At 67.3% G+C, this 22,401-nt stretch carries 25 protein-coding genes; 7 read left to right on the top strand and 18 right to left on the bottom strand.

Going from position 1 to position 22,401, the window contains the following annotated elements; genetic code table 11:
• Window positions 1-107: 107 nt before the first annotated feature.
• From coq7 to phaR, 6 genes are all read right to left on the bottom strand, one after another.
• Window positions 108-752, bottom strand: coding sequence for a 2-polyprenyl-3-methyl-6-methoxy-1,4-benzoquinone monooxygenase (coq7, locus tag ACGTN6_RS05225; RefSeq protein ID WP_394590228.1), 645 nt, complete (start codon window positions 750-752; stop codon window positions 108-110).
• A 182-nt stretch (window positions 753-934) separates the two neighbouring features.
• Entirely contained in the window at window positions 935-1,279 is a 345-nt protein-coding gene (locus ACGTN6_RS05220) for a histidine triad nucleotide-binding protein (RefSeq protein WP_394590227.1), read from the bottom strand.
• Between the two features lie 48 nt (window positions 1,280-1,327).
• On the bottom strand, window positions 1,328-2,200 hold the full coding sequence (locus ACGTN6_RS05215; RefSeq protein WP_394590226.1) for a phosphoribulokinase: 873 nt from the start codon (window positions 2,198-2,200) through the stop codon (window positions 1,328-1,330).
• The gene (locus ACGTN6_RS05210) at window positions 2,200-2,634 is read right to left on the bottom strand and encodes an acyl-CoA thioesterase (RefSeq protein WP_394590223.1); all 435 of its coding nucleotides are present in this window, start codon (window positions 2,632-2,634) and stop codon (window positions 2,200-2,202) included. The genes ACGTN6_RS05215 and ACGTN6_RS05210 overlap by 1 nt, the downstream gene beginning before the upstream one ends.
• Before the next feature lie 33 nt (window positions 2,635-2,667).
• Entirely contained in the window at window positions 2,668-3,963 is a 1,296-nt protein-coding gene (gene purD / locus ACGTN6_RS05205) for a phosphoribosylamine--glycine ligase (RefSeq protein WP_394590221.1), read from the bottom strand.
• Window positions 3,964-4,243: 280 nt separating this feature from the next.
• On the bottom strand, window positions 4,244-4,702 hold the full coding sequence (gene phaR, locus ACGTN6_RS05200) for a polyhydroxyalkanoate synthesis repressor PhaR (protein ID WP_394590220.1): 459 nt from the start codon (window positions 4,700-4,702) through the stop codon (window positions 4,244-4,246).
• A gap of 147 nt (window positions 4,703-4,849) precedes the next feature.
• Here phaR and ACGTN6_RS05195 point away from each other — a divergent pair, with 147 nt between their 5' ends.
• Window positions 4,850-5,563, top strand: coding sequence for a 16S rRNA (uracil(1498)-N(3))-methyltransferase (locus tag ACGTN6_RS05195; protein WP_394590218.1), 714 nt, complete (start codon window positions 4,850-4,852; stop codon window positions 5,561-5,563).
• Here ACGTN6_RS05195 and ACGTN6_RS05190 read toward each other — a convergent pair.
• From ACGTN6_RS05190 to ACGTN6_RS05140, 11 genes are all read right to left on the bottom strand, one after another.
• A complete protein-coding gene (locus tag ACGTN6_RS05190; protein ID WP_394590215.1) occupies window positions 5,555-6,115 on the bottom strand; it encodes an ATP-dependent zinc protease family protein in 561 nt (186 codons plus the stop codon). The genes ACGTN6_RS05195 and ACGTN6_RS05190 overlap by 9 nt on opposite strands.
• Window positions 6,112-7,383 (bottom strand): lytic murein transglycosylase, encoded by a 1,272-nt coding sequence (locus ACGTN6_RS05185; protein WP_394590214.1) that lies wholly within the window; start codon window positions 7,381-7,383, stop codon window positions 6,112-6,114. The genes ACGTN6_RS05190 and ACGTN6_RS05185 overlap by 4 nt, the downstream gene beginning before the upstream one ends.
• Window positions 7,384-7,535: 152 nt before the next feature.
• A complete protein-coding gene (locus ACGTN6_RS05180; RefSeq protein ID WP_394590212.1) occupies window positions 7,536-8,873 on the bottom strand; it encodes a DASH family cryptochrome in 1,338 nt (445 codons plus the stop codon).
• Between the two features lie 10 nt (window positions 8,874-8,883).
• Window positions 8,884-9,045, bottom strand: coding sequence for a DUF2256 domain-containing protein (locus ACGTN6_RS05175; protein ID WP_394590210.1), 162 nt, complete (start codon window positions 9,043-9,045; stop codon window positions 8,884-8,886).
• Between the two features lie 230 nt (window positions 9,046-9,275).
• The gene (gene mnhG, locus ACGTN6_RS05170) at window positions 9,276-9,674 is read right to left on the bottom strand and encodes a monovalent cation/H(+) antiporter subunit G (RefSeq protein ID WP_394590209.1); all 399 of its coding nucleotides are present in this window, start codon (window positions 9,672-9,674) and stop codon (window positions 9,276-9,278) included.
• Window positions 9,667-9,936: a monovalent cation/H+ antiporter complex subunit F gene (locus tag ACGTN6_RS05165; protein ID WP_106487934.1), complete on the bottom strand. Its 270-nt coding sequence runs from the start codon at window positions 9,934-9,936 to the stop codon at window positions 9,667-9,669. The genes mnhG and ACGTN6_RS05165 overlap by 8 nt, the downstream gene beginning before the upstream one ends.
• A gap of 18 nt (window positions 9,937-9,954) precedes the next feature.
• Window positions 9,955-10,428, bottom strand: a complete 474-nt coding sequence (locus tag ACGTN6_RS05160; RefSeq protein WP_046078215.1) for a Na+/H+ antiporter subunit E — start codon at window positions 10,426-10,428, stop codon at window positions 9,955-9,957.
• Window positions 10,425-11,942: a Na+/H+ antiporter subunit D gene (locus ACGTN6_RS05155; protein ID WP_394590208.1), complete on the bottom strand. Its 1,518-nt coding sequence runs from the start codon at window positions 11,940-11,942 to the stop codon at window positions 10,425-10,427. The genes ACGTN6_RS05160 and ACGTN6_RS05155 overlap by 4 nt, the downstream gene beginning before the upstream one ends.
• Window positions 11,939-12,286: a Na+/H+ antiporter subunit C gene (locus tag ACGTN6_RS05150; RefSeq protein ID WP_016853685.1), complete on the bottom strand. Its 348-nt coding sequence runs from the start codon at window positions 12,284-12,286 to the stop codon at window positions 11,939-11,941. The genes ACGTN6_RS05155 and ACGTN6_RS05150 overlap by 4 nt, the downstream gene beginning before the upstream one ends.
• Before the next feature lie 3 nt (window positions 12,287-12,289).
• Window positions 12,290-12,721 (bottom strand): Na+/H+ antiporter subunit B, encoded by a 432-nt coding sequence (locus ACGTN6_RS05145; protein ID WP_394590207.1) that lies wholly within the window; start codon window positions 12,719-12,721, stop codon window positions 12,290-12,292.
• Window positions 12,714-15,044: a putative monovalent cation/H+ antiporter subunit A gene (locus ACGTN6_RS05140; RefSeq protein ID WP_394590206.1), complete on the bottom strand. Its 2,331-nt coding sequence runs from the start codon at window positions 15,042-15,044 to the stop codon at window positions 12,714-12,716. The genes ACGTN6_RS05145 and ACGTN6_RS05140 overlap by 8 nt, the downstream gene beginning before the upstream one ends.
• A gap of 243 nt (window positions 15,045-15,287) precedes the next feature.
• Between ACGTN6_RS05140 and ACGTN6_RS05135 the strand changes: the two genes are divergently transcribed.
• The 6 genes from ACGTN6_RS05135 to ACGTN6_RS05110 are packed head-to-tail and all read left to right on the top strand — an operon-like array spanning window position 15,288 to window position 21,162.
• Entirely contained in the window at window positions 15,288-18,110 is a 2,823-nt protein-coding gene (locus ACGTN6_RS05135) for a monovalent cation/H+ antiporter subunit A (RefSeq protein ID WP_394590205.1), read from the top strand.
• Window positions 18,110-18,457 carry a Na+/H+ antiporter subunit C gene (locus ACGTN6_RS05130; RefSeq protein WP_394590204.1) on the top strand — a complete coding sequence of 116 codons (348 nt, stop codon included), beginning with the start codon at window positions 18,110-18,112 and terminating at the stop codon, window positions 18,455-18,457. The genes ACGTN6_RS05135 and ACGTN6_RS05130 overlap by 1 nt, the downstream gene beginning before the upstream one ends.
• Entirely contained in the window at window positions 18,454-19,965 is a 1,512-nt protein-coding gene (locus ACGTN6_RS05125) for a monovalent cation/H+ antiporter subunit D (protein WP_394590202.1), read from the top strand. Before ACGTN6_RS05130 ends, ACGTN6_RS05125 begins: the two co-directional genes overlap by 4 nt.
• On the top strand, window positions 19,962-20,459 hold the full coding sequence (locus tag ACGTN6_RS05120; protein ID WP_394590201.1) for a Na+/H+ antiporter subunit E: 498 nt from the start codon (window positions 19,962-19,964) through the stop codon (window positions 20,457-20,459). The genes ACGTN6_RS05125 and ACGTN6_RS05120 overlap by 4 nt, the downstream gene beginning before the upstream one ends.
• A complete protein-coding gene (locus ACGTN6_RS05115) occupies window positions 20,453-20,722 on the top strand; it encodes a K+/H+ antiporter subunit F (RefSeq protein WP_394590199.1) in 270 nt (89 codons plus the stop codon). The genes ACGTN6_RS05120 and ACGTN6_RS05115 overlap by 7 nt, the downstream gene beginning before the upstream one ends.
• Before the next feature lie 11 nt (window positions 20,723-20,733).
• Window positions 20,734-21,162: a Na+/H+ antiporter subunit G gene (locus ACGTN6_RS05110; protein ID WP_394590198.1), complete on the top strand. Its 429-nt coding sequence runs from the start codon at window positions 20,734-20,736 to the stop codon at window positions 21,160-21,162.
• An 88-nt stretch (window positions 21,163-21,250) separates the two neighbouring features.
• Here ACGTN6_RS05110 and hemH read toward each other — a convergent pair whose 3' ends face one another.
• Window positions 21,251-22,336, bottom strand: coding sequence for a ferrochelatase (gene hemH / locus ACGTN6_RS05105; protein ID WP_394590196.1), 1,086 nt, complete (start codon window positions 22,334-22,336; stop codon window positions 21,251-21,253).
• Window positions 22,337-22,401 lie beyond the last annotated feature (65 nt).

Here is a 22,401-nt window from a genome sequence, read left to right as displayed (position 1 = left end):
TAAGCGGTAAGCTTGAAGCTGGAAGAAAACGCGAACCCCACCCTGGCAAGACCGGGTGGGGTTCACTTTTTGGGGTTTCTTCCAGCTTACGGCTTCAAGCTTCCGGCTTAGAGCCTGTAGACCGATTTGGTCATCACCTTGGACATCACGCGCATGCCGGCCTGCACCGGAGCCGGGAAACGCGCCCCTCCGGCAGCCAGCGCCTGCTCGGCGTGATGGGCCTCGTCGATGGCCATCTGGCGCAGCACCGCTCGCGAGCGGTGGTCTCCGGGCGGTAGCTCGTCCATGTGGGCATCGAGATGGCGCCCCACCTGCTCCTCGGTGGCCGCGACGAAGCCCAGGCTGATCCGATCACCGATCGCCCCGGCCAATGCGCCCATGCCGAAGGAGGCAGCGTAGAACAGCGGGTTGAGGCGGCTGGTGTGTCCGTCGAGCTCACTGAGGCGAGCCTCGCACCAGGCCAAGTGGTCGATCTCCTCCTGGGCGGCCGCTTCCATCTGCTCGCGGATCTCCGGCAACTTGGCGGTCAGCCCCTGGCCCTGGTAGAGCGCCTGGGCACAGACCTCGCCGGTATGGTTGATGCGCATCAGCCCTTCGGCATGGCGACGCTCGGCCTCGTCCAGTGCATCGTCGCGCACCTCCGGGGTGGCCGGCGAGGGACGCGAGGCCTGGGCCGCTCCAGGCAGCAGGGTGCGCAGCACGGCATCGCCCTGACGCACCAGGTGATCGGCACGGGAATACTGACGGTTCATGACACCCCCTGAATCGATGATGGCTTCATTGTAACCGAGCCGTCCCGGCGCGGGCACTGCCCCGACGCCACGCCGCCGCCCGAGGGCGGCGGCGTGGGAAAAACGCTCCGGCATGAAATGACCGAGGGCAGCACCCGATGCGTCGAACACCGCGTCAATAGCGGCGAAGCGCCGCTTGCCGACTACCCAGCCGGCCAGGTAAAGCGTCGACCGCCCATCAGGTGCATGTGGATATGATAGACGGTCTGGCCGCCCTGCTCATTGCAGTTCATGACCACCCGGTAGCCGTCCTCGGCGAAACCGGCCTGCTTGGCCAGCTTGGCGGCGGTGAACTGCAGCCGCCCCACCAGCGCCAGGTCGCCGTCCTCCTGAATATCGTTGAGGGTGGCGATATGGCGCTTGGGCACGATCAGCACATGGGTCGGCGCCTGGGGATTGAGGTCCTTGAAGGCCAGCACCTCATCGTCTTCGAAGACGATCTCGGCGGGAATCTCGCGGTCGATGATCTTGCAGAACAGGCAGTCCATGGGGGCGTGCTCCTCGACGGATAACGAACGGGGAATGGAGTGAAGAACTCAGCGGAAGCGCCGCTGGGCCAGCAGGTGGCGCACCAGCGGCCCCAGGATCAGCTCCATGGCCAGCGACATGCGCGATCCCGGCACCACCAGGGTATGCGGTCGGCTCATGAAGGACTCGTGGATCATCGCCAGCAGGTAGGGAAAGTCCACCGTGGCGGGATCCCGGAAGCGGATCACCACGAAGGACTCGGCATCGGCGGGGATGTCCTGCACCTCGAAGGGGTTGGAGGTATCCACCGTGGGCACCCGCTGGAAGTTGATATGGGTGCGCGAGAACTGCGGCTGGATGTAGCGCACATAGTCGTCCATACGTCCCAGGATGGTATCGATCACTGCCTCCTGGGAATAGCCGCGATAGCGCATGTCGCGGTCGATCTTCTGGATCCACTCCAGATTCATGGTCGGCGCGACTCCGACCAGCAGGTCGGCATAACGGGCGATATCATGCTCGGCCGTCACCAGACCACCGTGCAGCCCCTCGTAGAACAGCAGGTCGGTGCCCGTGGGCAACGGCTGCCACTCGGTGAAGGTACCCACCTGATAGCCAGCCTCGATCATCGACTTGTCTTCGGCGTGGATGTAGTGGCGATAGGTGCCGGCGCCGTGTGCGCCGTACTCCTGGAACAGCTCCTCCAGGCGATCGAGCAGGTTGGCCTCAACGGCGAAGTGAGACAGCTCGTCCTTCCGCTCGGGCTCCTCACGGAAGATGCGTGCCAGCTCCTGGCGGGTGTAGCGATGGAAGGCATCGCCGTCGACGAAGGCGGCATGCACGTCCTCGCGCGCGAACATGCGCTCGAAGGTGCGCTTGACGGTGGTGGTGCCGGCCCCGGATGAACCGGTCACGGCAATGATCGGATACTCTCGTGACATCAGGCCCTCCCCGTCAGGCGCTCGCAGACGAGATCGGGCACCGCCACCGGGCGCCCGGTGGCGGGATCCACCAGCATCAGGTTGATCCGCGCCGTGGCCACGGTGCGCTCGTCCGCGACCCGGCGGATGCGATGGAAGACGGCGATGGCGCGACGCCCCGGAGCCGGGATGGCGGTCTCTACGACCAGCGCCTCGGGCCAGCGCGATTCGGCCTGATACTGCACCGCAAGGTCGGCCGCCACGCAGGGGTAGCCGCCCATGTCGCCCTCGGCAAGCGCCAGGGCGCTCAGGGCATGGACACGGGCCTCATGCATCAGCGACACCACGGCATCATGGCCGAGATGCCGGCCATAGTTCATGTCGGTGATACGTACCGACAGCGGATGCCGATGGCAGAGGTCCGCTTCGGGGAAGACCAGTTTCACGCGCTCCATGCCGCCTCCTCGTGATGCATGTCGTCCGGCCGCTCAGCCCTCGCCGCCTTCCCGGGCGATGGCGCGGTGAGCGATGTCGCCGCGATGGAAGGCGTCCGGCCAGCGGATCTCCTCCACGCCGCGGTAGGCCAGGTCGCGGGCCGCCGAGACGCCCTCGCCCAAGGCGGTGACGCACAGCACGCGGCCGCCAGCGGTGAGCACCTCACCCGCTTCGCCCTCGGCGGTACCGGCATGAAAGACCTTGCTGCCCGCGGCCTCGGCGGCATCGAGCCCCTCGATGGCATCGCCCTTGCGGTAGCTGCCGGGATAGCCACCGGCGGCCAGCACCACACCCACCGCGGCACGAGCGTCCCACTCGCAGGAGTGACCGGCCAGCTCGCCGCGGGCCCCGGCCAGGCACAGCTCAGCCAGGTCGGACTGCAGGCGCATCATGATCGGCTGGGTCTCGGGATCGCCGAAGCGGCAGTTGTACTCGATCACGCGGGGGTTGCCCGCGGGGTCGATCATCAGCCCGGCATACAGGAAACCGGTATAGGGATGCCCCTCCTCGGCCATGCCGCGCACCGTGGGCCGGATGACGCGCTCCATCACGCGCTCATAGACCTCGTCGGTGACCACCGGCGCCGGGGAATAGGCACCCATGCCGCCAGTGTTGGGGCCCTGATCGTCGTCATAGGCGCGCTTGTGGTCCTGGCTGGTGGCCATGGGCAACACCGTCTCGCCGTCGACCATGACGATGAAGCTGGCCTCCTCACCTTCGAGGAAGTCTTCGATGACTACCCGGGCACCGGCGTCGCCGAAGGCGTTGGCCTCGAGCATGTCGCGCACCGCCGCTTCGGCGTCCTCGAGGGTCATGGCCACGATCACGCCCTTGCCGGCCGCCAGCCCATCGGCCTTGATGACGATCGGCGCACCCCTTTCGGCGAGATAGGTCAGGGCCGGCTCGACCGCAACGAAGGTGCGGTACTCGGCGGAGGGAATGGCGTGGCGGGCCAGGAAGTCCTTGGTGAAGGCCTTGGAGCCCTCGAGCTGGGCGGCGCCGGCGGTGGGGCCGAAGATCGCCAGACCGGCATCGCGGAAGCGGTCGACCACGCCAGCCACCAGCGGGGCCTCGGGGCCGACGATGGTCAGGTCGATGGCCTGCTCGCCGGCGAAGGCGACCAGCCCCTCCAGGTCCTCGGCGCCGATGGCCACGTTCTCGAGCCCGGGCTCACGGGCAGTGCCGGCGTTGCCCGGTGCCACGTAGACGGTCTCGACCCGGGGCGATTGGGCGACCTTCCAGGCCAGGGCATGTTCGCGGCCACCGCCGCCGATGATCAGAACCTTCATCCGCTGCTCTACCTCACTACACGGGAAACTCGGAGAAAAACGTCGCGGCATTATGTCAGAAAGCGGCCGCTGGCGCCGCCCTCAGGGAACTCGGCCGAGCCGATCGGTCGAGGCCACGCCGGTGACAGGCCCTCGCGAGCGCGCTATGGCGACCTCTCCCGACGCCGTCCTGCGTCGCGTCCCCCTCGCATCCAACGTCTCTTGCCGCAGCGGCGCGGCTCTTCCATGGCCGACCCTCCGGTAGGCAGCCGCCTGCCCAGCCTTCGGGCAACGCCTCGTGTCAGGACTCGTCGTCATCCTTGCGGCCCTTGCCGGCCTGGCCGCCGAGGTTCTGCTGCCAGAAGCGCATGTTCTCCTCGGCCAGTTCGCGCATCAGCTCCATGGGGGTATGGCGCATGGCCTGCTGCCACTGGTCCTGCATGTGTTTCTGCTGCTCCATCATCAGCCGGGTGCCCTGCTCCAGGTAACGCGCCAGAGGCAGCGGCTGCGCCATGTTGTAGACCCGGATGAACTGGGCCAGCAGGTCGTTGGAGAACACCTGGGCGTCGCCGTCGGCCTGTTCCTGCTCGATGATGATGGTCAGCAGGATGGTACGGGTCAGGTCCTCGCCGCTCTTGGCGTCCTCGACCCGGAAGGGCACCTCGTCGAGGATCAGCTTGCGCAGGTCCTCGAGGGTCACATAGCGGCTCTGTTCGGTATCATAGAGCCGGCGGTTGGCATACTTGCGAATCACGCGCACGGCGCTGCTCCTTGTTCGATTCGGGTAGGCGGACGCCTCCTTATGCAGGTATTGTGCACCGCCCCACCTCCCATGCAAGGGAAAGGCGGATTTAATGCCACGCTCGCACCGTCCCGCCCGACGCCGTCAGTCCACTACCGAGGCCACATGAACCTGATCCTGCTCTCGCCCGACGACATCGAGAACGACCGCCTGGCAAGGGTCCGGGACCCTCGGCGCCTCTCGCATCTCAGGGAGGTCCATCGGGCCCGGGCCGGCGACGCCATGACGCTTGGCATCGAAGGCGGCGCCCTGGGGCGCGGCGAGCTGCTGAGCCTGAGTGAGACGGAGGCAGTCTTCGAGGTGTCCGGACTCGACCAGCCGCCACCACCAGCCCTGCCGGTGCACCTGGTGCTGGCCCTGCCACGGCCGCGGATGCTGGCCCGAACACTCGAGCACGTCACCGCACTGGGGGTGAAGGAATTGACGCTGCTCAATACCCGGCGGGTGGAGAAGAGCTACTGGCAGTCACCGGAGCTTGGCGAGGAGAAAATCCATCGTCACCTGGTGCTGGGGCTCGAGCAGGCCCGGGATACCCGGCTGCCGAAGGTGACCCTGGCAAAGGGCTTTCGCCCCTTCGTCGAGGATGTGCTGCCGGACCTGCTGACCGACCGCCGGGGCCTGCTGGCCCATCCCGGCATGCCGGAGGCCTGCCCTCGCGGCATCGAGGAGGACACGCTGCTGGTGGTCGGCCCGGAGGGCGGCTTCATCCCCTGGGAGGTAGAGCGGCTGCTCGAGGCCGGCTGCCACGGCATCCACATGGGCCCGCGAATCCTGCGGGTGGAGACCGCCGTGACCGCCCTGCTGGCACGCCTATTCTGATGCGTCCTGTCCGTCCTGGCCGTCATCCTCAGGCGCATGGGGCATCCGCGGGGCACTGCCGTCGCAGCTCGGCTCGGTCAGGTGAGTACGAGCCACGTCCAGGCGCCCTAGATGGCCGATGGTCTGCCGCCCCAGCAGCATCGGATAGTTCATGGACGAGCGGTCGCGAAGGCTGAACTCTTCCTCGTAGATCACGCCGCCTACGCAGACATCGAGCAACACCACTGGCCGCTCATCGCGCCCGCCGGCGCCACGCACCACCATGCGCCGAGCGCGGGGGCGCTCGAGGGTCATGGCGAAGGTCTCGCCCTCGGCGTCGTTTTCGAGCTGCAGCCGGAAACGCACCCAAGGCTCGCCCGCCTTGTCGAAGGCGCGGATGTCGCGAGCATCCAACGACGAGGTCAAGGCGCCGCTGTCCAGCTTGGCCTCGAAGGGTAGATTCCAGGGCATCAGAGCCACCGGCTCGACCCAGCCCACCACCCGCTCGGGGGCCTCGGCGACCGCCAGTGCAGGCCATAGCGCCGCCGCACACAGCCACGCCACGCGCCTCATGGCGTCACCTCTCGCAGCTGCTCCAGCAGGGCCCGAGTGGCGAAGCCGTCCGGGATCACGCCGAGCTCACGCTGGAAGCCTCGCAGGCCGCGCCGGGTATTGGGCCCGGGGATGCCATCCGGCTCGCCGACGTCGAAGCCGAGCGCATTGAGCCGGCGCTGCAGCTCACGGACTTCGGTGCGCCGCAGCCCCGGCTCCGTGCGGGGCCAGTCGCCGCGGATGGTGGGGCGACCGGCGATGGCATCGCTCAGAACGGCCACCGCCAACGCGTAGCTGGTGGCATTGTTGTAGCGCAGGATGACCCGGAAGTTGTGGCCAACCAGGAAGGCCGGCCCCCGCGCCCCGGCAGGGGCGATCACTGCCGCATCGTTAAGCGGCGGCAGGGCACCGCCGCCCCGAGGGTGCACGCCGACGGCGGCCCACTCGCCGGAGGTACGGCGAATTGTCGGCTCGGTCAGCGAGTAGTCGAAGTCCGCCGGCAGCACGACCTCGGTTCCCCAGGGTTCGCTCGACCGCCAACCGGCCTCGTCGAGATAGCCGGCGATCGACGCCAGAACATCGGGGACGCTGCCCCAGATGTCGCGTCGGCCGTCGCCGTCACCATCCACCGCATGGGCCAGGTAGCTCGACGGCAGGAACTGCGGATGCCCCATGGCACCGGCCCACGACCCCACCATACGCTCGGCGGGCACGTCGCCGGCCTCCAGGATACGCAGCGCTGCCAACAGCTCGCCGCGTGCAAAGTCGCGCCGCCGGCCATCGAAGGCCAGCGTCGCCAGGGCATCGAGGGTCGAAAAGTCGCCCTGATAGCCGCCGTAACTACTTTCGATACCCCAGATGGCGACCAGCACCTCGGCGGGCACGCCGAATCGTTCGGCCGCGCGTCGAGCCGCCTGGCGATGTTCAGCAAGCCGGGCCTGGCCGGCACTCACCCGGTTCGCCGATATGGCCCCGTCCAGATACTCCCAGATCGGGCGCACGAACTCCGGCTGGCGACGATCCAGCTCGATGACACGGGGGAGATAGTGCAGTTCGTCAAGGTACGCCAGGGTCGGCTCGCCAATGCCCTCATCCCGGGCCAGACGCCGAAAGTCACGCCGCCAGGCGGCGAAATCTCGCGCCTGTTCAGGACGATCGACCCGATCATCGGGCCCGACGCCGGTCGACGCAGGGGCCTCCGAGGCAGCCGCGGCATGGGACGTGGCGATACCCTGGCAGCCGGTCAGGCTGGCGCACAGCAGTACGAGAAACAAGAGCGGGGGCAGCATGTCAACGACGTTCCTTGGCGAAAACAGGCTCCGATGATCGCCCAGATCGAACGCTCAGACCAGTCTGCGGCAAGTGCGACCCTCGAACCTGGATGACATACGCCAGGATCAGGCGAGACGATCGAGGGACGCAGCGCTCATCGCGACGAGCGCTATCGGGTCGACGGAGCCAACGGCGGTGGAAAGGTGGCAGGAGCATGTCGCCAGGGTCGGTGACGGGCTTCCCCCGCGGGCAGGCTCGACAGTTCGGGACACCATCGGACCGCATAGTCGCCGTGAGGATCGTAGAACTCGGCCTGATCGAGCACCTCGAAACGGTGCGCCCTGACGTGGCGCCCCTGGCCCGCGATGTAGCCCCAGTTACCCCAGTTGCTGGCGGCATCGTAGTCGATCAGGCAGCGCTCGAACCAGGCGGCGCCCAGTCGCCAGTCGACCTCCAGGTCGTGCACGAGGTAGCTGGCCACGTTCTGACGCGCCCGGTTCGATAGCCAGCCGGTATCAGCCAGTTCACGCATGCCGGCATCGACGAACGGCAGGCCAGTCTCGCCCCGACACCAGGCCTCGAAGGGGTCTCCTCCGAGCGGCGCCGCTTTGCGCCCATAGAGGATGCGACCGTCCTGCCGGGCCGCCCAATGGAAATACTCCCGCCACAGCAGCTCGAAGCGCAGCCAGCGACTCGACTCGCTATCGCCGTGCTCCGTTTCCCAGGCATGCAACGCATCATTGACCTGGGCGGCAGACATACAGCCATGAGCCAGCCACGGCGACAGACGACTGGAGAAGTCGGCACCCACCAGGCCATTGCGAGTCCGGGCATAGTGCGACACGGCCCCACTACCCCACAGGTAATCTTCCAACCGCGCACGTCCCGCCGCCTCGCCGCCGGTGAAGCGAAAGCCTCCCCGGGGCGAGGCGCGCCAGCGATCCGCACGGGGACACACGCGTCGAAGCGCCGGAAGCCCCCGCGGTGCCGAAGGAGGCCAGGGCGGCAGGGTCACCGGCGTCGGGCGGGCACGCTGAGGCACGATGTCCCTAACCCGCCGGCGAAACGCCGAGAAACCGGCTGGAAGCGCCGCGATGGCCATTGGCAGGCTCGCCGACGAGAGCAGCATGCCACCCTCCCGCACCTCCACCGAACACTTGTCCTCAAGGCAATGACGCAACCGGTCGACCGCCCGTCTCTCCTCCCAGCCGGGGTCATGACGCACTCGCACACATCGAGCCCCTTCCGCCGCAGCCAGCTTGGCCACCTCGCCAACCGGATCGCCGATGCGCACCAGCAAGTCACTGCCCCTCGCGAGCATGCGCCCACGCAACTCGATCAAGCACTGCCACAGAAAACCCAGTCGCGCCGGGCCGAGTCGCCCGTCCGCCAGCCAGCGCTCGTCCAGGACGTAGACACAGAGAAGATGTTCGCCGAGGGGGCCATCGAACAACGGATTGTCGGCCAGGCGAAGATCCTGGCGCAGCCAGACCAGATCAATATTCATCGCGTCATCCTCATGCTCGGCCCTCTGCACGCGACAACCGCCGAGCCGTACGTCGACAGCGCTCGCTGCAGAAGCGCACCTCGTCCCAGCAGCGGGCCCACTTGCGACGCCACCGAAAGGGGCGGCCGCAGGTCGGGCATGTCTTCGCGGGCAGATCGGCCTTGCAACGCATGGCGACACCAAAACATGAACATAAAAATAAAACAGTACAACTTATGTACATGATATGCACCATGGCCGCGAACGCAAGCGGGACGGCCGACGCGGACAGGATTCGCCCTGCGGGCCGGCAGGCGGATGGGATAAACCGAACGTGGCGATCGAGACGTTGGCCTGTGGACGTCGCGGGTCTCGGGGGTGACACGCCCCGGCGGGACGAGATGCGTCTTGCGGGCGGGGAAGTCAGTCGCGATGGGGCGGCGTGGCAGGCGGTTCGTCGTCCTCTTCGCGCCCGCTGTGCAGGCGATGGGTCAGCGGATCGTAGTGGGGGCGCAGCTCGTCCTTGACGGTGCCATCCCACAGTCGGGCCCCGACGAAGTAGCCGGCGCGGCCGATGATATGCGCCGCCACCGGCGCCGTCAGCATGAGGAACAGGATGATCCCCAGGGCCCGGGCCACCACCGCCGTCTCGGCGAAGTGCACCGCCACCGACAGCATGATCAGCGACACGCCCAGTGTGGCCGCCTTGGTGGTCGCGTGCAGGCGGGTCAGCAGATCGGGCAGGCGGACCACCCCCAGGGCGGCCAGCAGCATGAAGGTGGAGCCGGTCAGCATGCCGGCGGCGGTCAGCGCCTCAGTCATCTCGCGGCCCTCCCCGCTCCAGGAACCGGGCGAAGCCGATGGTCGCCATGAAGGCCATCAGCGCCATGACGATGGCCACGTCGAGCAGGATCGACACGTCGGTGGCGATGGCCACCACGCCGATGATGCCGACGAGGATCGAGGAGAACAGCTCCAGCGCCACGACCCGGTCCGGCAGGCTCGGTCCCCGGAACAGGCGCGCGAACGCCAGACACAGGGCCAGCGACATCACGGCCAGGCTGAACAGGATCACGATCGACACGGGATAGGCCTCCCCTCGTCAGTGGAAGAGTTCCAGGGCACGCCGCTCGAGCTCGGCCAGGCTGCGGGTCAGCGCCGGCTCGTCGTCGAGGAACATGGCATGGATGTAGAGCACGCGGCGGTCGTCGGAGACGTCCAGGCTCAGCGTCCCCGGGGTCAGCGAGATCAGGTTGGCGACGAAGGCGATCTCGAATTCCGTGCGGGCCTTCAGCGGCATCGCGATCACCCCCGGCTTCATGTACCAGGGTGGCGTGACGATGTCGTAGGACACCCGCAGGTTGGAGACCACCAGCTCCTTGAGGAAGAAGCCGACGAAGCGGATCAGTCGCGGCAGCCGCTGGGCGTAACCGGCCAGCGCCGGCACCTGGGGCTGGATCAGCGCCAGCACCAGGTAGCCGAACACCAGCCCGGCGAACAGGCTGCCGCCGCTGAAGTCGCCGGTCAGCACCACCCAGGCGACGCCGAGCATCAGGTTCCAGGCCGCGCCGATCATGATCCCCCTCCCGGTACGCCGAGTACCGCCTCAATGTAACGCTCGGGCGCCAGCAGCTGCGCCGCCGAGGCCTCGGCCAGCGCATAGAGCGCGTCGGGCTGCAGGCCGATCGCCAGGGTGCAGAGCGCCAGGCCGACCGCCGGCGCGCCCATCAGCCACAGCTCGCGCTGCCCGACCTCCCGCGGGGGCTCGCCCCCGGCCTCGTCACCGGGGGGCGCCTTCCAGAACGCCTCGTTCCAGATCTTGATCATCGAGTACAGGGTGAGCAGCCCCACCAGCAGGGCGATCGCCGTCACCCCGTAGGCCTCGGCCTCGAGGCCCGCCCGGATCACGATGAACTTGGCGAAGAAACCCGACAGCGGCGGCATGCCGGCCAGCGACAGCGCCGACACCAGGAACAGCACCGCCAGCCAGGGATGCTCGCGATAGACGCCACCCAGCGCCTCGAGGCGATAGCTGCCGCGTAACCGCTGGACGATGCCGCTGATCAGGAAGAGGTTGGTCTTCACGATGATGTGGTGGGCGATATAGAACACGCCGCCGAGGATCGCCAGAGGCGTGAACAGCGCCAGCCCCAGGATCATGTAGCCGATCTGGCTGACGATATGGAACGACAGGATGCGCCGGAACTCGAACTGCGCCGCCGCCCCCAGGACACCGGACAGCATGGTCAGGGCGGCCCCCCACAGCAGGATCTCATGGGTATAGCCGGGGCTGTGATGGAAGATCAGCGTGAACACCCGAAACAGCGCATAGACCCCGACCTTGGTCAGCAGGCCGGCGAACAGCGCCGACACCGCGACTGGCGGCGTGTGGTACGAGGCCGGCAGCCAGAAGAACAGCGGGAAGGCCGCCGCCTTGATGCCGAAGGCGACCATGAACATCATCGCCAGCACGTCGACCATGCCGGTATCGTCCAGGGTCGCCAGCCGGCGGGCGATGTCGGCCATGTTGAGGGTGCCCACCATGCCATACAGCAGGCCCACGGCGACCAGGAACAGCACCGACGACACCAGGTTGAGGGTGACGTACTTGATCGCCCCTTCCATCTGCGGCTTCTCGCTGCCCAGGATCAGCAGGGCGAAGGAGGCCACCAGCATCACCTCGAACCACACGTAGAGGTTGAAGATATCGCCGGTCAGGAAGGCCCCGGCCACGCCGGCCAGCAGCAGGTGCATCAGCGGGAAATAGCCGTAGTCCTGGTGCCTGCGGCCGACCGAGGCCAGCGAGAAGAGCGCCACCGCCAGGCCGATGATACCGGTCAGCACGACCATGAGCGCACCCAGCAGGTCGGCGACCAGGCTGATGCCGAAGGGCGCCGGCCAGCCGCCCATCTGCATCACCTGGATGCCGTCGCGGTTCACCGTCATCAGCAGCCAGACGCCGGTGACCAGCAGCCCGAAGGTGCCGCCCACCGCGATCAGGCGCTGCATCGCGCGGGACCGCCAGAACACCATTGACAGGGCCCCGGCGAACAGCGGAATGATGACGGGTAGCGCGATCTGCGGAGTCACGTGTCGGTATCCTTCATCCGGTCAAGGTCGTCTGCGCGCACGATCTCCCAAGCGCGTCGCACCAGCACCACCGCGAACGACAGCACGCCGAAGGCGATGACGATGGCGGTCAGCACCAGCGCCTGGGGCAGCGGATCGGCCACCGCCGACTCGGGGGCAGCGAGCCCCTCCGGCACCAGCGGCGGCGCCCCGCGGCGCATGCCGGCGGTGGCGAAGATCAGCAGGTTGGCGGCGTTGGACAGCAGCATCAGCCCAATCACCAGCTTGACGATGGAGCGCCGCAGCATCATGTAGATGGCGGTGGCAAACAGCACGCCGATGGTCACGGCCATCAAGGGTTCCATAGGCTATCCCTCATCGTGTCGATCGGTGTCCACAAGGGCGGTGATGGCGGTGAGCACCATGCCCACGACCGCCAGATAGACGCCGATATCGAAGGTCAGCGGCGTCGAGGCCTTGAAGTCGATGACCGGAATCGTCCACCAGTGGGCGGTGAAGAAGGGCTCGCCGCTCCACCAAGCCGGCAGCGTCGAGGCCAGGCTGAGCAGCAACCCCATTCCCACCAGGTCACGAGGCGAGACCCGCAGGATCTTGCGCAGGACATGGCGCCCGAAGGCGAACAGGTAAAGCACGAAGGCCCCTGCCGCCACCAGGCCTGCGATGAAGCCCCCACCGGGCTCGTCGTGACCGCGCAGCAGCAGGAACACCGAGAACAGCAGCTGCAGCGGCAGCAGCAGGCGGGCGGCGACGCTCAGGATCAGGGTGCCGGACTTAACCATCGGACGGCGCTCCCGAGCGCCCGCCGCCGCGAGCCTCGTGCTCGCGACCGTGGAAACGCAACATGGCATGTACGCCCACGGCCGCCAGGGCTAGGACGAAGATCTCGCCCAGGGTGTCCAGGGCGCGGAAATCCACCAGGATGACGTTGACGATGTTGTGCCCGTGCGCCAGCGGCTGGCTGTTGGCGACCATCCAGTCGGAGATGCGCGGCAGGCGCTCCCCGGACAGCACCGAGAGCATCAGCAGCGTGATAAGACCCCCGGTCAGGGTCGCCACCACCAGGTCGCGAAGCCGCTCAAGGGGGGTCGACAGGGTGGCGAAGCGCGGCAGGCGGAACAGCACCAGCGCCAGCAGCACCACGGTGAGAGTCTCCACCAGCAGCTGGGTGATGGCCAGGTCCGGCGCGCTGAACAGCACGAAGGTCAGGGCGATGGAAAAACCCATCACCCCCACCGCCGCCACCGCTGCCAGCCGTGCCTGCATCACGCAGGCGGCCACCGCGCCGGCCACCATAAGCCCGGCGACCACCGCCTCGTGGAAGTGGACCGACAGGCCGAGCTCGATCGCCAGGCCGTGACGGAAGAAGAAGGCATGCCCCACCAGCCCCAGCAGGACCAGCAGGGTCATCACCAGGTAGTTGCGCATATAGCCGTTCTGCAGGAAGCGGGTCTGCCAGGCCGACAGCGACACCAGGCCCGCCATCAGTGCCTCGTAGCCGGCCTCGGGGCCACGCGCCATCAGCGGGTCGAGCCGCCGCAAGGCGACGCGCAGCCGATCCCAGTGGCGATACACCAGCCCCCCCAGTACCAGGCTGGCCACCGACAGCACCAGCGGCAGGTTGACCCCGTGCCACAGCACCAGGTGCATGTCGGCGCCGGGCGCCCCGATGCCCGCCAGGATGGCGTTGGTCAGGCCATCCAGCCCGCCCGGCGCCAGCCCCAGCCACAGCGACAGCGACGTCAGCAGCAGGGGGCCGGCGAGCATGGCGAAGGGCGGCTCATGGGGCGTGAGGGGCGTCTCCCGAGAGGCGCCGAAGAAGGGCCTCAGGGTGACGATCGCCGCCACCGCCAGGGTCAGGAAGGCGGCCGGGAAGGCCAGGGCCAGGAGCAGCCAGCGCCAGGCCGTGGCGTCCAGCACCGAGGCGAATATCAGCTCCTTGCCGACGAAGCCCAGCAGCGGTGGTAGGCCGGCCAGCGACAGCCCGGCGACCACGGCCAGCGTGGCGGTCAGCGGCATGGCCCGACGCAGCCCGCCCATGGCGGTGACGTCCTTGGTGCCGGTCTCGTGGTCGAGGATACCAGCGATCAGGAACAGCGTGCCTTTGTAGAGCGAGTGCGCCAGCAGGAAGACCACGAAGGCGCTCAGGGCCCCGGGCGTGCCGATGCCCAGCAGCAGGGTCAGGGTGCCCAGCGCCATCACCGTGGAATAGGCCAGCAGCTTCTTGATGCTGGTGTGATGAATCGCCAGGAAGGCCCCGGTGGCCATGGTCAGGGCGCCGACCAGCGACAGGGTGAGCGTCCAGGTCTCGCTGCCGCCAAGCGCCGGATGCAGGCGCGCCAGCAGGTAGATCCCGGCCTTGACCATGGTCGCCGAGTGCAGATAGGCCGAGACCGGGGTTGGCGCCGCCATGGCATTGGGCAGCCAGAAGTGGAAGGGGAACTGGGCCGACTTGGTGAAGGCCCCGACCAGGATGCAGATCAGCAGCGGCGTGTAGAGATCGTGCTGGCGCAGCAGATCGCCGCGCTCGACCAGGGCCGCCAGCGACCAGCTGCCGCCGGCCACGGCCAGCATGACGAAGCCCGCCAGCAGCGCCAGGCCGCCGCCCACCGTCACCAGCAGCCCCTGCTGGGCGGCCTTGCGGGCCATCGCATCGGTATGGTTGAAGCCGATCAGCAGGTAGGAGGTGACGCTGGTGAGCTCCCAGAACACGAACAGAGCCACAAGATTGTCGGCCAGCACCAGGCCCAGCATCGACATCATGAAAGCAGTGATGACCAACAGGAAGCGTGGCAGGTCGCGGTGGCCACGGAGATACTCTCCGCTGTAGGCCAGCACCAGGGCGCCGATTACGCTGATCAGCAGGGCGAACAGCAGCGACAGGCCGTCGATCAGGAAGGTCAGGGTGATATCGAGCCCCGGCGCCCAGGCCCATTCCAGGCGCAGGGTCTTACCCGCAACGATCGTCGGCCACTGGGCCAGCAGCCAGACGGCGATCCCCGCCGGCAGCGCCGCCATCAGCAGCGGAGTGCGCGCCCCAAACCACCGGTGCAGCAACGGCGCCATCCCGGCAAGAAAGAAGCCTCCCAGCACCATCAGTTGCATCGAGCACTCCTCCCTGGCGCCCCGCGGGCCCGCCGGCTGAGAAAGTGACTTAACCTTAAAGAGCTCGATTTTGAAAGGCAAGATGGCGCGAGCCGCCGCCCAATACGGTAAGGTATTGCCATTCCAACACTTCAGGGGGCATGACTCTCCCAGGGACGGATGCGACGCCTGCCACTTGCGTTCGGCCGCGCCCTCGGCATGATGATGCCCTGAGCCAACGCAACCGTGCAGGATGACCGACCGATGACCTTGCTGTGGATAGCGCTGCTACCCCTTCTCGGCGTGCTTGTGCCGGCGCTCGGCGCCGGCCTTCGACGCCGCGAATGTTCCCTGGCCACCGCCGCCCTGCCCGCCCTGGCGCTGCTGCTGACGCTGGCCGAAGTGCCGGCGCTGCTCGACGGTGAGACACTGCGTTTCGCCGTCGACTGGATCCCGGCGCTTGGTCTGGAGCTGGCCTTCCGTCTCGATGGCCTGACACTCTTGTTCAACTTGCTGATCCTGGGCATCGGCCTGCTGATCCTGCTCTACGCACACTACTATCTGGCGCCGGAAGAACCCTACGGACGCTTCTACGCCTACCTGATCCTGTTCATGGCCTCCATGGTCGGCATCGTGATGGCCGACAACCTGCTGCTGCTGTGGCTGTTCTGGGAGCTCACCAGCCTTTCGTCTTTCTTGCTGATCGGCTTCTGGTCCCACCGCAGCGATGCCCGCAAGGGCGCGCGCATGGCACTGGCGGTCACCGGTGCCGGTGGCCTGGCGCTACTGGCCGGCTTCCTGCTGATCGGCGATGTCGTCGGCAGCTATAACCTGGACCAGGTGCTGACCAGCGGCGAGGCGATCCTCGCCGACCCGCGCTATCCGCTGATCCTGACCCTGGTGCTGCTCGGCGCCTTCGCCAAGTCGGCCCAGTTTCCCTTTCAGTTCTGGCTGCCCCACGCCATGGCCGCGCCTACACCGGTTTCCGCCTACCTGCACTCGGCGACCATGGTCAAGGCCGGCATCTTCCTGATGGCCCGCCTGCACCCGGCGCTCTCCGGCAGCGAGCTGTGGACCCTTATCGTGTCGCTGGTAGGCGTGACTACCCTGCTCTACGGCGCCTGGTTCGCGCTGATGAAGACCGACCTCAAGGGCATCCTGGCCTTTTCCACGGTCAGCCACCTGGGCCTGATCACGCTGCTGCTGGGCATTGGCAGTCCCATGGCCGTGCTGGCGGCGCTGTTCCACATCCTCAATCACGCCACCTTCAAGGCGGCGCTATTCATGAGCTCGGGGATCATCGACCATGAGACCGGCACCCGCGAGCTGGCACGCCTGGGCGGGCTGGCACGGCTGATGCCGCTCACCGCCCTGCTGACCGCGATTGCCGGCGCGGCCATGGCCGGGGTGCCGCTACTCAACGGTTTCCTGTCCAAGGAGATGCTGTTCGCCGAAACCCTGGAGACACCGGTCCTGGGCGGGCTCAGCTGGCTGATGCCGGTGCTGGCGACCGCCGGCGGCGTGCTGTCAGTGGCCTATTCGCTGCGCCTGGTGTACGCGGTGTTCTTCAAGGCACCGCGCCAGGCACCGCCCAAGACGCCCCACGACCCGCCGCGTTTGATGAGCGCTCCAGTGGCGCTGCTGACGACATTGTGCGTGCTGGTCGGCCTGTTTCCCTCGGCACTGGCCGGCGGCCTGCTCGATCTGGCCACTCGCGCCGTGCTGCTCGCGCCGCTGGAGTTCCATCTGGCGATCTGGCACGGCTTCAACCTGCCGCTGGCAATGAGCGCCGTGGCCTTGATCGCCGGTATCATCCTCTACCTCTTGCACGCCCAACTGCGCCGCTTCATGCGCGGATTCCGCCCGGTGGATGCGCGACTGGTGTTCGAGGCCGCCATGCAACGTTCGGCACGACGCGCCGAGCGCCTGCTGGCTCGCCTCGACAACGCCTCCCTGCAGCGCTATATGGGGCTGCTGCTGCTGACGGCCCTGGGACTCGTCGCCCTGGGCCTGGGCCAGATGCCGAGCCTGGCCGGCGACCAGCCACAGCAACCGGTGGACGGCGTGCTGCTCGTCGGGGCCGCCCTGTTGATCTTCAGCGGCCTGGCCACGGCGGTCACCCACCGCTACCGCCTGATCTCGCTGTTGATGCTGTCCATGGTGGGGCTGCTGGTATCGCTGACTTTCGCCCGCTTCTCCGCTCCGGACCTGGCACTGACACAGCTCTCGGTGGAAGTGGTGACCATCATCCTGCTGATGCTGGCGCTGTTCTTTCTGCCGCAGAAGACGCCCCGCGAATCCTCGCTTCCGCGTAGCCTGCGCGACGCCGCCCTGGCCGGCGCCCTGGGCATGACCATCGCCAGCCTCAACTACGCCGTGCTGACCCGCGACATCAGCAGCATTTCGGGCTTCTTCCTCGACAACAGCGTGCCCGGCGGCGGCGGCCACAACGTGGTCAACGTCATCCTGGTCGACTTCCGCGGCTTCGATACCCTGGGCGAGATCACCGTACTGGCCATCGCCGGCCTGGCCATCTTCAAGCTGCTCAATCGCCTGCGGCTGTTCATGCCACATAGCGACGCCGACGGGCGGCTGTGGTGCCCGGATCGCTATCCGATGATCCTCACCACCATCTCCCAGGCGCTGTTGCCCCTGGCCCTGCTGGTCTCGGCCTTCATCTTCCTGCGCGGCCACAACCTGCCCGGCGGGGGCTTCATCGCCGGTTTGATCACCGCCGTGGCACTGATCCTGCTGCTCATGGCCCGCGGCGTGGAATGGGCCCAGTCGCGCCTCGACTTCCAGTATCAGCCGGTGGCCATCGCCGGCGTGGGCCTGGCGACCCTGACCGGGCTGGGCAGCTGGCTGTTCGGCCATCCCTTCCTGACCTCGGCCTTCGGCCATTTCCACCTGCCGCTGGTCGGCGACTTCGAGCTGGCCACCGCGCTGCTCTTCGACCTGGGGGTCTACCTGGCCGTTGTGGGCGCGACCCTGATGATTCTGGCCAACCTCGGCAAGGTGACCACCGCGCACCGTCCAGTGAAGGACGATCACTCTGCCGACACCACCACCGGCAAGGAGAAACGCTGATGGAAAGTCTCTATGCCATCACCACCGGCGTGCTGAGCGCCTGCGGCCTCTACCTGATGCTGCGGGGGCGCACTTTTCCCGTGGTGGTGGGCCTGACCCTGTTGTCCTATGCGGTCAACCTGTTCCTGTTCTCCATGGGCGGACTGACCACCCACGGCGCAGCCATCATCGATGGTGACCGATACTATGCCGACCCGTTACCCCAGGCGCTGGTGCTGACCGCCATCGTCATCGGCTTCGCCATGACCGCCTTCGCGGTGATCCTGGCCATGCGAGCCCGCGGCGATATGGGCAACGACCACGTTGACGGTCGTACCCGCGAAGAGCGCGAGGAGGGGCGTCGATGAGCCAACACCTGATCGTCCTGCCCATCGTCCTGCCGCTGCTCGCCGGCGTGATACTGCTACGCTCGCGACTCGGCGGCACCCGCCTCAAGCGCAGACTCGGCGTTGGCGCCACCCTGCTGCTGGTGCTGGTGTCCGCCTTGCTGCTGGCCCGCGCAGCCGACGGTGAGATCGCCTACTACGCCCTGGGAGACTGGCAGCCACCGTTCGGTATCGTGCTGGTTCTGGACCGCCTCTCTGCGCTGCTGGTCCTGCTCACCTCGGTGCTGGCACTGGGGTGCGTGATCTTCGCCTGCGGCGGCGACGATGAGCAGGGCAGCAACTTCCACGGCCTCTTCCAGTTGCAGCTGATGGGCATCAACGGCGCCTTCCTGACCGGAGACCTGTTCAACCTCTTCGTGTTCTTCGAGGTACTGCTGCTGGCCTCCTACGCCCTGCTGCTTCACGGCGGCGGCAAGTCGCGCACCCAGGCCGCAGTTCACTACGTCGTGCTCAATCTGGCCGGCTCGGCGCTGTTCCTGATCGCCGTGGGCACCCTGTATGGCGCTACGGGCACTCTCAACATGGCCGACATGGCGGTGCGCCTGGGCGAGCTGCCCGCCGAGCGCACCGGCCTGGTCACCGCCGGCGCGCTGCTGCTGCTGGTGGTGTTCGGCCTCAAGGCCGCCATCCTGCCGCTCTACTTCTGGCTGCCGCGGGCCTATGCCGCGGCCCCGGCCCCGGTGGCGGCGCTGTTCGCCATCATGACCAAGGTCGGCATCTACGCCATCCTGCGGGTCTACTCGCTGATCTTCGGCGAGCAGGCCGGCAGCCTGGCCGCCCTGCAGCAGCCCTGGGTCTGGTGGCTGGCCCTGGCGACCCTGGCCGTGGCCACCCTCGGCGTGCTGGCCGCCCGCGATCTGCGCCTGCTGGTGGCCTATCTGGTGCTGGTTTCGGTGGGCACCCTGCTGGCCGGCGTCGGCATGGGCACGGTCGAGGCCACGTCCTCGCTGCTCTATTACCTGGTGCACAGCACCCTGGTCACCGGCGGCCTGTTCCTGCTCGCCGAGATGATCGGCCTGCAGCGCGGCAAGGCCGGCACGCGCATCGTCCGCGGCCGCCCGCTGACCCAGGGCGGCGCCCTGGCGATGCTGTTCCTGGCCGGCGCCGTGGCCGTGGCCGGCCTGCCGCCGCTGTCCGGCGCCATCGGCAAGGCGCTGCTGCTTGACGCCGCCACGCCCGAGCAACAGCCGTGGCTGTGGCCGCTGCTGCTGATCAGCGGACTGGGCGCCATCATCGCCTTATCCCGGGCCGGCTCGACGCTGTTCTGGCGCAGCCAACAGGGCGAGCGCGACGGCGATCCATTGCCCCGTCAGCACTGGATCGGCGTCAGCCTGTTGCTGGCCGCCTCTCCCCTGCTGGTGGCCTTGGCCGGGCCCATCAGCGACTATACCCAAGCCACCGCCGAACAGCTGGCCAACCCCGACGCCATGGTTCGCACCCTGCTGTCCGATGCTGGAGACGCCCCATGATCCGCCCCCGTTCCTGGCTTCCGATCCCGCTACTGTCACTGCTGCTGCTGGTGGTCTGGCTGCTGCTGGTGCGTAGCTTGTCCTTCGGCCACTTCCTGCTGGGCGGCTTCCTGGCCGTCGTGATCCCGCTGTTCACCTACCGCTTCTGGGACGTCCAGCCCCGGGTCAAGCGTCCGGGGCTGTTGCTGCGCTACATACTGCGGGTGCTCGGCGACATCGTGGTCGCCAACTTCCAGGTCGCCTGGCTGATTCTCAACCCCCGCCAGCGCTCGCGACCGCACTTCGTGGAGTACCCCTTGATGCTGGAGGAACGTTTCACCATCACGCTGCTGGCGAGCACCATCAGCCTCACCCCGGGGACGGTGTCGGCCAACCTGCGCATGGATGGCAAGACGCTGCTGATCCATGCCCTGGACGCCGAGGACGACGAGCAGTTGATCGAGCAGATTCGCGAACGCTACGAGCGCCCGCTCAAGGAGATCTACGAATGCTAGACATTGCGTTGAAGATCAGCCTGACATTGGTGATGGCGGCCCTGGTGCTCAATGCCTATCGCTTGACGGTTGGGCCCAGCCTGCCCGACCGCATCCTGGCGCTGGACACCATGTACGTGAACTCCATCGCGCTGATCGTGCTGCTCGGCCTGTGGCTCGGCACCAAGACCTACTTCGAGGCGGCGGTGCTGATCGCCATGCTCGGTTTCATCAGCACCGTGGCGGTCTGCAAGTACCTGCTGCGCGGCGACATCATCGAATAGGAGAGCCCCGCATGACGTTCTACGTGATTCTCGAGGCCATCATCTCGCTGTTCCTGATCGCCGGCGGCGCCTTCGCCTTCATCGGCTCACTGGGCATGACCCACCTGCGGGACTTCTACATGCGCCTGCACGGGCCGACCAAGGCGACCACCATGGGTATCGGCTGCACCTTGGTCGCCTCGATGCTCTACTTCGGCATCGCCGACAGCGAGCCGGTGGTGCAGGAGATGCTGATCGCCCTGTTCCTGTTCATCACCGCGCCGGTGAGCGCCCACCTGCTGGCCAAGACCGGTCTGCACCTGCGACTCGAGTACATCAACAAGACCCGCGGCCGCCCCGTTGAACTGCATGAAGAGGAAATCGGCGAGACGCCACTCCCTCACGGCGATCCCGAGGAGCGTGCGCCGATTACTCTCGAGAAACCCTCGACGCACTTCTAGGCCCGCCGCGAGACCGGCACGACATGATACGGGCGGCCCCTTGGGCCGCCCGTATCATGTCATCGGTGCCACGTGGTCGTTGCACCGACTAGAGCCAGCCCGCCAGCTCCTGACGGGCGATGGTTTCCAACGCCGCGACATGGTCGTCGCGAGCATTCAGACAGGGCACATAGGTGAAGGTCTCGCCGCCGGCCGCCAGGAAGGCGGCGCGGATCTCCTGCTGGATCTCCTCCAGGGTCTCGACGCAGTCGGCGGCGAAGGCCGGCGAGATCACCGCGATGTGTCGCCGCCCCTCCCGAGCCAGTGCGGCGACTCGCTCGACAGTGGCCGGCCCCACCCACTCCTCGGGCCCGAATTTCGACTGGAAGGTAGTCTCGATGGCCGTGTCCGACAGCCCCAGCGCCTCCTGCAGCAGGCGGGTGGTCTGACGGCAGTGGCAGTAGTAGGGATCGCCCTCGTCCAGGAAGCGCTTGGGCACGCCATGATAGGAGGCCACCAGCACCTCCGGGGCCACCTCCGCGCTCGCATAGGCCTCCCGAACAGAGGCGGCCAGCGCCTCGAGATAGTCCGGGTGGCGGTAATAGGCGGGCACGGTGCGCACCGAGGGTTGCCACTTGAGACGCATCAGAGTACGGAAGGCCTGATCGCAGGCGGTGGCGGTCGTCGGCGAGCCATACTGGGGATAGAGCGGGAAAAAAAGGATCCGCTCGCACCCCCGGGCCTGCAACCGGCGCAGCACGCTATCGGTGGAAGGGTTGCCGTAGCGCATGCAGAAATCCACTTCGACCCGATCCCCGAAGGCCGACTCAAGCCGCGTCGCCAGCTTGGCGGTCTGTTCGCGGGTGATAGTCAGCAAAGGACTCTCATCGAGCCCCTGATTCCAGATACTGCGATACGCCTTGCCCGAGATGAAGGGGCGCCTGCTCAGGATGATCAGCTGCAGCAGCGGTTGCCACAGCCAGCGCGGGTAGTCCACCACCCTCCGGTCGGAGAGGAACTCGCCAAGATAACGCCGCATCGACCAGTAGTCGGTGGCATCCGGGGTCCCGAGGTTGGCCAGCACTACCCCCACCTTGCCCTCGGGCAGTGCAGGGTGCCCCCGCGGGGCATGGCTAAGCCGGCCCTCGCCCGGGACGACCAGTGCGGAATCGGAGGAGTGCTTGAAGACTGCCATGACGCGCTTTCCCTGTGATCGGCTTGAATCGGATGATCCAGCCCCTAGCCTACCATTGCGGGCAA

The organism is Halomonas sp. B23F22_20, from assembly GCF_043496985.1.
Lineage (GTDB): Bacteria > Pseudomonadota > Gammaproteobacteria > Pseudomonadales > Halomonadaceae > Halomonas.
This window is presented reverse-complemented; position numbering and strand designations above follow the sequence as displayed.

What these genes read in the sequence shown, in the direction of transcription:
- coq7 (WP_394590228.1), bottom strand. Translation starts at nt 752, where the DNA reads ATGAACCGTCAGTATTCCCGTGCCGATCACCTGGTGCGTCAGGGCGAT.
- ACGTN6_RS05220 (WP_394590227.1), bottom strand. Translation starts at nt 1,279, where the DNA reads ATGGACTGCCTGTTCTGCAAGATCATCGACCGCGAGATTCCCGCCGAG.
- ACGTN6_RS05215 (WP_394590226.1), bottom strand. Translation starts at nt 2,200, where the DNA reads ATGTCACGAGAGTATCCGATCATTGCCGTGACCGGTTCATCCGGGGCC.
- ACGTN6_RS05210 (WP_394590223.1), bottom strand. Translation starts at nt 2,634, where the DNA reads ATGGAGCGCGTGAAACTGGTCTTCCCCGAAGCGGACCTCTGCCATCGG.
- purD (WP_394590221.1), bottom strand. Translation starts at nt 3,963, where the DNA reads ATGAAGGTTCTGATCATCGGCGGCGGTGGCCGCGAACATGCCCTGGCC.
- ACGTN6_RS05195 (WP_394590218.1), top strand. Translation starts at nt 4,850, where the DNA reads ATGAACCTGATCCTGCTCTCGCCCGACGACATCGAGAACGACCGCCTG.
- ACGTN6_RS05190 (WP_394590215.1), bottom strand. Translation starts at nt 6,115, where the DNA reads ATGAGGCGCGTGGCGTGGCTGTGTGCGGCGGCGCTATGGCCTGCACTG.
- ACGTN6_RS05185 (WP_394590214.1), bottom strand. Translation starts at nt 7,383, where the DNA reads ATGCTGCCCCCGCTCTTGTTTCTCGTACTGCTGTGCGCCAGCCTGACC.
- ACGTN6_RS05180 (WP_394590212.1), bottom strand. Translation starts at nt 8,873, where the DNA reads ATGAATATTGATCTGGTCTGGCTGCGCCAGGATCTTCGCCTGGCCGAC.
- ACGTN6_RS05175 (WP_394590210.1), bottom strand. Translation starts at nt 9,045, where the DNA reads ATGCGTTGCAAGGCCGATCTGCCCGCGAAGACATGCCCGACCTGCGGC.
- mnhG (WP_394590209.1), bottom strand. Translation starts at nt 9,674, where the DNA reads ATGACTGAGGCGCTGACCGCCGCCGGCATGCTGACCGGCTCCACCTTC.
- ACGTN6_RS05160 (WP_046078215.1), bottom strand. Translation starts at nt 10,428, where the DNA reads ATGATCGGCGCGGCCTGGAACCTGATGCTCGGCGTCGCCTGGGTGGTG.
- ACGTN6_RS05150 (WP_016853685.1), bottom strand. Translation starts at nt 12,286, where the DNA reads ATGGAACCCTTGATGGCCGTGACCATCGGCGTGCTGTTTGCCACCGCC.
- ACGTN6_RS05145 (WP_394590207.1), bottom strand. Translation starts at nt 12,721, where the DNA reads ATGGTTAAGTCCGGCACCCTGATCCTGAGCGTCGCCGCCCGCCTGCTG.
- ACGTN6_RS05140 (WP_394590206.1), bottom strand. Translation starts at nt 15,044, where the DNA reads ATGCAACTGATGGTGCTGGGAGGCTTCTTTCTTGCCGGGATGGCGCCG.
- ACGTN6_RS05135 (WP_394590205.1), top strand. Translation starts at nt 15,288, where the DNA reads ATGACCTTGCTGTGGATAGCGCTGCTACCCCTTCTCGGCGTGCTTGTG.
- ACGTN6_RS05130 (WP_394590204.1), top strand. Translation starts at nt 18,110, where the DNA reads ATGGAAAGTCTCTATGCCATCACCACCGGCGTGCTGAGCGCCTGCGGC.
- ACGTN6_RS05125 (WP_394590202.1), top strand. Translation starts at nt 18,454, where the DNA reads ATGAGCCAACACCTGATCGTCCTGCCCATCGTCCTGCCGCTGCTCGCC.
- ACGTN6_RS05120 (WP_394590201.1), top strand. Translation starts at nt 19,962, where the DNA reads ATGATCCGCCCCCGTTCCTGGCTTCCGATCCCGCTACTGTCACTGCTG.
- ACGTN6_RS05115 (WP_394590199.1), top strand. Translation starts at nt 20,453, where the DNA reads ATGCTAGACATTGCGTTGAAGATCAGCCTGACATTGGTGATGGCGGCC.
- ACGTN6_RS05110 (WP_394590198.1), top strand. Translation starts at nt 20,734, where the DNA reads ATGACGTTCTACGTGATTCTCGAGGCCATCATCTCGCTGTTCCTGATC.
- hemH (WP_394590196.1), bottom strand. Translation starts at nt 22,336, where the DNA reads ATGGCAGTCTTCAAGCACTCCTCCGATTCCGCACTGGTCGTCCCGGGC.